The 6590-nt window shown below is 69.1% G+C and carries 8 protein-coding genes and 1 pseudogene; 3 read left to right on the top strand and 6 right to left on the bottom strand.

Features of this window, described 5'->3' with window-relative positions; genetic code table 11:
- The 4 genes from AB4Y99_RS23995 to AB4Y99_RS23980 form a co-directional block, all read right to left on the bottom strand.
- Positions 1-1060, bottom strand: a 1060-nt coding sequence (locus AB4Y99_RS23995; protein ID WP_441525085.1) for a 3-deoxy-D-manno-octulosonic acid transferase, incomplete at its 3' end; no start/stop codon positions are given.
- Positions 1057-1809, bottom strand: coding sequence for a lysophospholipid acyltransferase family protein (locus AB4Y99_RS23990; RefSeq protein ID WP_441525084.1), 753 nt, complete (start codon positions 1807-1809; stop codon positions 1057-1059). The genes AB4Y99_RS23995 and AB4Y99_RS23990, both read right to left, overlap by 4 nt.
- A gap of 81 nt (positions 1810-1890) precedes the next feature.
- Positions 1891-2133, bottom strand: coding sequence for a DUF4170 domain-containing protein (locus AB4Y99_RS23985; RefSeq protein ID WP_038360861.1), 243 nt, complete (start codon positions 2131-2133; stop codon positions 1891-1893).
- Between the two features lie 88 nt (positions 2134-2221).
- A complete protein-coding gene (locus AB4Y99_RS23980; protein ID WP_441525083.1) occupies positions 2222-3046 on the bottom strand; it encodes a 3'(2'),5'-bisphosphate nucleotidase CysQ in 825 nt (274 codons plus the stop codon).
- Between the two features lie 248 nt (positions 3047-3294).
- Here AB4Y99_RS23980 and AB4Y99_RS23975 point away from each other — a divergent pair, with 248 nt between their 5' ends.
- Positions 3295-3816, top strand: coding sequence for a DUF6101 family protein (locus AB4Y99_RS23975; RefSeq protein ID WP_112762929.1), 522 nt, complete (start codon positions 3295-3297; stop codon positions 3814-3816).
- Here AB4Y99_RS23975 and ubiA read toward each other — a convergent pair.
- Both ubiA and AB4Y99_RS23965 read right to left on the bottom strand, forming a co-directional pair.
- Positions 3813-4811, bottom strand: a complete 999-nt coding sequence (gene ubiA, locus AB4Y99_RS23970) for a 4-hydroxybenzoate octaprenyltransferase (RefSeq protein WP_441525082.1) — start codon at positions 4809-4811, stop codon at positions 3813-3815. The genes AB4Y99_RS23975 and ubiA overlap by 4 nt on opposite strands.
- A 19-nt stretch (positions 4812-4830) precedes the next feature.
- The gene (locus AB4Y99_RS23965) at positions 4831-5310 is read right to left on the bottom strand and encodes a hypothetical protein (RefSeq protein WP_441525081.1); all 480 of its coding nucleotides are present in this window, start codon (positions 5308-5310) and stop codon (positions 4831-4833) included.
- A gap of 191 nt (positions 5311-5501) precedes the next feature.
- Here AB4Y99_RS23965 and AB4Y99_RS23960 point away from each other — a divergent pair, with 191 nt between their 5' ends.
- Both AB4Y99_RS23960 and AB4Y99_RS23955 read left to right on the top strand, forming a co-directional pair.
- On the top strand, positions 5502-6251 hold the full coding sequence (locus AB4Y99_RS23960) for a 16S rRNA (uracil(1498)-N(3))-methyltransferase (protein ID WP_441525080.1): 750 nt from the start codon (positions 5502-5504) through the stop codon (positions 6249-6251).
- 172 nt (positions 6252-6423) lie between these two features.
- Positions 6424-6590 (top strand): annotated as a pseudogene (locus tag AB4Y99_RS23955) (glutamate--cysteine ligase); the annotation flags it as partial.

Here is a 6590-nt window from a genome sequence, read left to right as displayed (position 1 = left end):
CGTAAGGGCCGTGCAGCAGCGCGCAGCCGAGCTTGGCCGGCTCGATCGGGTTATGCCCGCCGATGCCCTCGACCAGCGAGCCGCCGAGGAAGGCGACCTGAGACAGCCTGTAGAGCAGGCCGAGCTCGTTCAGCGTATCGGCGACGTAGAATTCGACATCGCGTTCCGGGCTTTCGCCGGCGGCGCGGCGCGCGACGCCGACATCGTTGGCCTGCGCCAGCGCCTCGATCTCGGCACCGCGCTGCGGATGGCGCGGGGCGACGATGGTGAGCAGCTTCGGCAGGTGGGATCTCAGCGCGAGATGGRCGGAGAGCACGAGCTCGTCCTCGCCCGGATGCGTGCTGGCGGCGATCCAGACCGGGCGCCCCGTCGTCATGCCGTCGAGGATGGCGAGCGTGTCGGGGTCGGCCGGCGGGGCCGGCACGTCGAATTTGAGGTTGCCGGCGACGCTGACGCGCGGCGCACCGAGCTGCGCCAGCCGCTCCGCATCGGCCTGCGACTGCGCCAGGCACGCCTCGAAGCAGGAGAGCAGGAAGCGCGCCGCGCGCGGCCGCTTGTACCAGCGCGCGAAGGAACGTTCCGACATCCGCCCGTTGACCATCACGACCGGGACGCTGCGGCGCTGCGCCTCGATCAGCAGGTTCGGCCAGATCTCGGATTCGCAGATCAGGCAGAGTTCCGGCTGCCAGTGATCGAGGAAGCGACGCATGTAGCGTGGCACGTCGAGCGGGAGATATTGGTGGATGGCGCCGGCCGGGAGGCGCGCCGCGAGCAGCCGCGCCGAGGTCACCGTGCCGGAGGTCACGAGCACGGCGAGCCCGCGCTTCTGGAGCCTGGCGATCAGCGGCAGCAGCGTCACGGTTTCGCCGACGCTGGCCCCGTGCAGCCAGACCAGCGGGCGGTTCGGACGCTTGACGGTGGCGTAGCCACGCCGCTCGGAGAGCCTTTCCGCATCCTCCTTGCCCTGGCGGCGGCGCCATTGCAGCAGTCCGGCCGCGGCCGGTTCGAGCAGGGCGGTCGCCAGCCGGTAGCTTCGGATCAGGGCGCCCTTGCCGCTCATGCCGGCGTCTCGGCCAGAGTTCGCCGGGCTTCCTGCTCGTCGCGCAGGCCGGCGCCGGGATCCCGGCCGCCGACGAGCGCATAGGCGCGGGCATGGACGGCGTCGAGGCTGGCCTGCACGGCGAGCCGCGTCGCCTCCTGCGTTGCCTCGTCGGCGTCGCGCGCGATCGTGATCGGTTCGCCCACCACGATGGCGCAGCGCCCGAAGGGCAGGCCGATCGAGGCACGGTCCCAGCTGTTGAAATCGACGCGGCGGCTGGTCACCACCGCGACGGCGCGGATCGGCCGGCCGGAGGCGCGCGCCAGCGCCACGATGCCAGGCCCCGCGACGCGGGCCTGCTTCGGGATATCGGCCGTCAGCACCATCGAGACGCCGGCTGCGAGCCGCTTCACCATGGCGAGGAAGGCGCCGGCGCCGCCCTTCTCGCGCACCTTCCGGCGGCCGCGTGCGCCCGAGCCGCGGATCGAGCCGATGCCGAGTTCGCGCAGCGCCACGGCGTTGAAGCCGCCATCGCCRTGGCGCGAGACCAGCGAGSCCGCCGGCATCCAATCCGGCCGCGCGAAGGGGATCATGATGTGCTGGCCGTGCCACATCGCATAGATGACCGGCAGCTCCGGCCGGACATGGTCATAGATGTCGGCAGGCTCGAATACGATCCGGTTCGTGCGCCGCACCAGGCGCAGATAGCCGGCCAGAAGCCGGCCGAGCGCTTCTTGCGCCACGCGTGTCTTGAGGATCGAAAAACCCATCTGCCTCTTGTCTCATGCATCGGGCCGAAAAACGCTTTCGGCTTTCGGCCCGATGCGGAATCGGGAATCGGTATCTCGGTCTCAGGCCTTGGTCGCGTCGGGATCGAGCAGGCGGTGCAGATGCACGACGAAATAACGTGTCTGCGCTTGGTCGACCGTTTGCTGCGCCTTGGCCTTCCAGGCCATATGGGCACTGGCGTAGTTCGGGAAAATACCGACGATGTCGAGCTTCGACAGGTCCTTGAAGGTGACGCCGTCGAGCGAGTCGAGCTCGCCGCCGAAGACGAGATGGAGAAGCTGCTTCTGGTCCGGTTCCGCGCTCATCGTTCTCTCCAGCAGGATTGGTCCGCGCCCCCATAAGCCATCCCGCGCGCGGGCGCGAGCCGGGTGGCCGCGTCTTAGATGAAAAAGTTCAGCTCGGCTGCGGCTGACCGCGCAATTGCTCGAGAGCATTGAGCAAGGGCGCCGCGAGCGCATCGGAACTGGCGACCAGCATGCCGTGAACCGGCACGGGGCGGTTATAGGTCACCGGCCCGCCATCGCCGCCGCTCAGCCGGCCGCCGGCCTCGCGCAGCACGAGGTCGGCCGCGGCGAGGTCCCAGTCGCGCGCATCGGGCGAGATCAGCCCGGCATCGATCGTGCCGTCGGCGATGCGGGTGAGCCGCAAGGCGAGGGAGGGGATCTTGCCGACCGCCTCGAAAGGCTGCACCCGCGCCAGCGCGTCGAGCATCGGCTTCGGCCCGGCGATCCTGGCGCCGGCGAGCGTCCGGCCCGACGAAGCCCGGATGGCTTCGCCATTGCGCTTCGCGCCGCTCCCGGCAATGGCGGTGTAGGTCGCGGCGCAGGCCGGAGCATGCACGACGCCGAGGATCGGCACGCCCTCGTCGAGCAGCGCCACGCAGACGGCCCAGTCCGGCGAGCCGCTCATATAGGCGCGCGTGCCGTCGATCGGGTCGACCACCCAGACGAAGCGGCGCGTCAGGCGCAGCGCGTCGTCCACCGTTTCCTCGGAGAGCCAGGCGRCTTCGGGCAGCAGCGCCGAGAGGCGCACGCGCAGGAAGGTGTCGACGCCGATATCGGCTTCCGTCACCGGCGAGCCGCCGCTCTTGGCCCAGGTCCGCGCGGCGGTCTGCTCTCCCGGTCGGAACAGATCGAGGGCGAGGCTTCCGGCTTCGAGGCAGCTCTCGCTCGCCGCCTTCAGGAGGTCGGCGGCGATGGGTAGCGTGGATGCGCTCATGGCTTCCCTATCGAATGCGAATGCCGCGGTTTCAAGCCGAAAATGCGCCATCGGGCTGAAAGATTCCGTCAAGCATCATGCAGAAAAGGGGCCATCTTGGCCCCGATAGAGCGGAAATCACGCTCCTTTAACCCAACCCCTTAAGCGCTCGGACACGCCTGCGGCACATCCTCACCCGGCAAGCACGAGAGTCCCGCATCCGACAGAGGACTCCGTTGCAGCAGGGATTAGGAAAGGCGTTATTACCGATGGCCAGCGTCACGCCGGTCGCCGGAGAGAGCGGTTTTGTGCCGCATCTCTCCGGTGGGCCGTTCACCACAGCGATCGTCCCCCGCAACCCGATGCCGCGCCAGCCATCGGCGCCGGGCATCGAGCGCGTCGGCTCCGTGCGGATTTTGCGCGCCTCGGCGGGGTGGAGCGGCGTTGCGCTGCGGCTTGCCAATCCGACGGGCGAGGATGAGCGCTTCGAGCTCGCTTTGACGGCCGGTGACGGGCGCTCGATCGTGATCGCCAGCGTCGATCAGGCCGATGCCGTCGCGCTCTGGCGCGATTGCGGTCGCCGCAGCGGCTTGCCGCTGCTGCTCGAATCCGTCGACGGCACGGTGAGCGAGCCGTTCCCGCAGATCGGCCGCGTCGCGCTGGGGCCGGTGCGGATCCGCCGCCGCCATGCCTTCCTGAACGGGCGTCGCCCGCGCTTCCTGACGCGCCGCAAGCCCGGCCGCCTGGCCGATCTGCCGGTCGTCCTCGCCAATGAGCGCCTGGTCGATTAAGCGAAGGCGTGCCGGCTGATCGCGTCGAGCGCCAGCCCCGCGGCGAGCAGCAGCCCGGCATTCCGATTCGAGCGGAACAGCATCAGCGCCTGCGCCGCGCTTGCGCCCTCGATCCGCGTCACTTGCCAGCCGAGATGGCCGACGAAGGCGGCAAAGCCGAGCCAGGCGAAGGCCCCGCCATTGACCAGCCAGATCGCGATGCCGCTGAGCACAGCCGTCAGGGCGAAGCAGAGCGCGACGGCCTCGCGCGTATGGTCGCCGAAATAGCGCGCGCTCGATTTGATGCCGGCGATGGCGTCGTCCTCGATATCCTGCATCGCATAGATCGTGTCGTAGCCGACCGTCCAGGCGATGGCGGCGGCGTAGGTGAGGTAGGCCGGCGCGTCGAGTCGGCCGAACACGGCGCTCCAGCCGAGCAGCGCGCCCCAGGAGAAGGCGAGGCCGAGCACGAATTGCGGCATGTTGGTGATGCGCTTCATGAACGGATAGATCGCCACGATCGCAAGCGAACCGATGCCGAGCAGGACCGTGAAGCGGTTGAACTGCAGCAGTACCGGCAGGGCGGCGAGCGCCTGCGCGACCATGAACAGCACTGCCGCCGCGACCGTGACCTGCCCGGAGGGCAGCGGGCGGCCGCGCGTGCGTGCGACTTCGGCATCGAGCTTGCGATCGATGATGTCGTTGAAGGTGCAGCCCGCTCCGCGCATCAGCACGGCGCCGATCAGGAAGAGCAGGCAGTACCAGGGATTGGGGTAGGGCTGCCCCGCCGCGATCGCGGCCAGCCCCGCCGCCCACCAGCACGGAAGCAGAATGAGCCACCAGCCGATCGGCCGTTCGATCCGCGCGAGCTTGAGATAGGGCCTGATCGCGCGCGGCGCGCGCGTATCGACCCAGTGACCGCTCAGCGCGTCGGGGAGGGGGGCATCCGGCAAGGAGGCGCCGGAATGGAGCGCGTCGCGCCCCGGCGTGGGACCGGCGTGGACAGGGTCCGCCATGGCCGGCCCGCCTTCCGTCTTAGAGCGCGCCCTGTGGGACCTTCAGCCCGCCACCGGCGCCGCTGGTGATCGAATCCGCGCCGCCGAAGGGGTTGGCGCTCTGGGCCTGCTGCTGGGCGCGCCGCTRCATCGCCGCCTGCTGCTTCACAGCATTGCAGGCCTGGCCGCGAAACGTCCCGATTCGCGCGTTGTCGTTCTTGAGCCCCTCGATGAACGTGGCCGGGATCTGGCACCAGTCCTGGTTGGCGGACGCGAATTTCAGCGTCTCGTTGCCGTTGTTCACGAGCGAGCCGAAGGTGCTGCATGCCTCCTGCGGCGTCATCTTGCGCTTGGCCTTCTGCGCGGCGGTGATCTTGGCCACCATCGCCTGGCGCGTCGTCAGCAGCTTCTGCAGCGGCTCGCAGCCGGAAACCTGCGCGCTGGCCGGGGAGGCGATCACGAGCGATGCCATGGCGAGGCCCAATGTCGCTGCCAATCCCGAAGCCGTCCTGAGCCGCATGATTCCCTTCTCCGCTTGCCGGCCTGTCGCGCCGATCTGTGAACATGTCCTTAACAGCAGGCGCTGTTAACGCCAACGACTCTTGCAAGTCCATCTGCCATCTCGGAGGAAGCACTTGCCGTTAGGCGAGGATTGTGGCGGTTTTCGCGCTGCTCACAACAAATTTGTAGATGCAGGAGGCGGCTTCGCCGATGTCCATCCCCGATTTTGCACGCCATCGGCTCTTCATCGATGCCGCTTTCGCTGCCGGCGGTGAACTGCCGCTGGAGCGGGACCAGTCGAATTATCTGCTCAACGTCTTGCGGCTCAAGGCCGATGGGGCGGTCCTCGTCTTCAACGGGCGCGACGGCGAGTGGCTGGCCCGCGTCGCGCCGGAGGGGCGCAAGGCGGCGCGGCTGATTCTCGACCGCCGGGTGAAGGATCAGCCGCCGCCCTCAGACCTGCATTATCTCTTCGCGCCGCTGAAGCATGCGCGGCTCGACTATATGGCGCAGAAGGCGGTCGAGATGGGCGCGGGCCTGCTCCAGCCCGTCATCACCCGCCGCACTCAGGTCTCGCGGCTCAATCTCGACCGGATGCGGGCCAATGCCGTCGAGGCCGCCGAGCAATGTGGCATCCTCAGCCTGCCGCGCATCGAGGCCGAGACCTCGCTCGATGCCGCGCTCGCGGCGCTGGACCCCGCCCGGCTGCTGATCTTCTGCGATGAGGGGCTGGAGCAGGGCAGCCCGATTGCGGCGCTGCAGGCCCATGCCGCCGGCCCGCTCGCGGTGCTGATCGGGCCGGAGGGCGGCTTCGACGAGGCCGAGCGCCGGCTGATCGCCGCGCGCCCGCAGACGCTGGCGATTTCGCTGGGTCCGCGCATCCTGCGGGCCGATACCGCCGCCGTCGCGGCGCTCGCCGTCGTGCAGGCGGTGCTCGGCGATTGGGCGGGGCGGCACTGAGCGTTCCGGCGCCGGACCTGCCGCCAGCGCTTGCCGCCCTTTCACGAATGCAAGGTCCGGGTCGTTGTCGCGCGTCCGGCTCTCGCCTATGTCTGTTCGCCCTACGCCTTGAACCCGCGGCCTCCCAGCCGCCGGGAGCCTTGGCTTTATTGCCTGTTCTGCCGGAGCGCCCATGGCTCGCGATGTGTCCGACTCGACTCCGATCGGCTCCAAGGAGGAGCTGATTGCCTGGATCGCTGCCGGCGAGAAACCGGAATCGCGTTTCCGGATCGGGACCGAGCACGAGAAGTTCCCGTTCTACCGGGAGGACCTCGCTCCGGTGCCTTATGAGGGCCGTGC

Source organism: Allobosea sp. TAB14 (genome assembly GCF_052113865.1).
In the GTDB taxonomy this organism is placed as follows: Bacteria; Pseudomonadota; Alphaproteobacteria; order Rhizobiales; family Beijerinckiaceae; genus Allobosea; species Allobosea spartocytisi.
The sequence above is the reverse complement of the archived record's forward strand: the minus strand, read 5'-3'. Positions and strand labels throughout refer to the sequence as shown.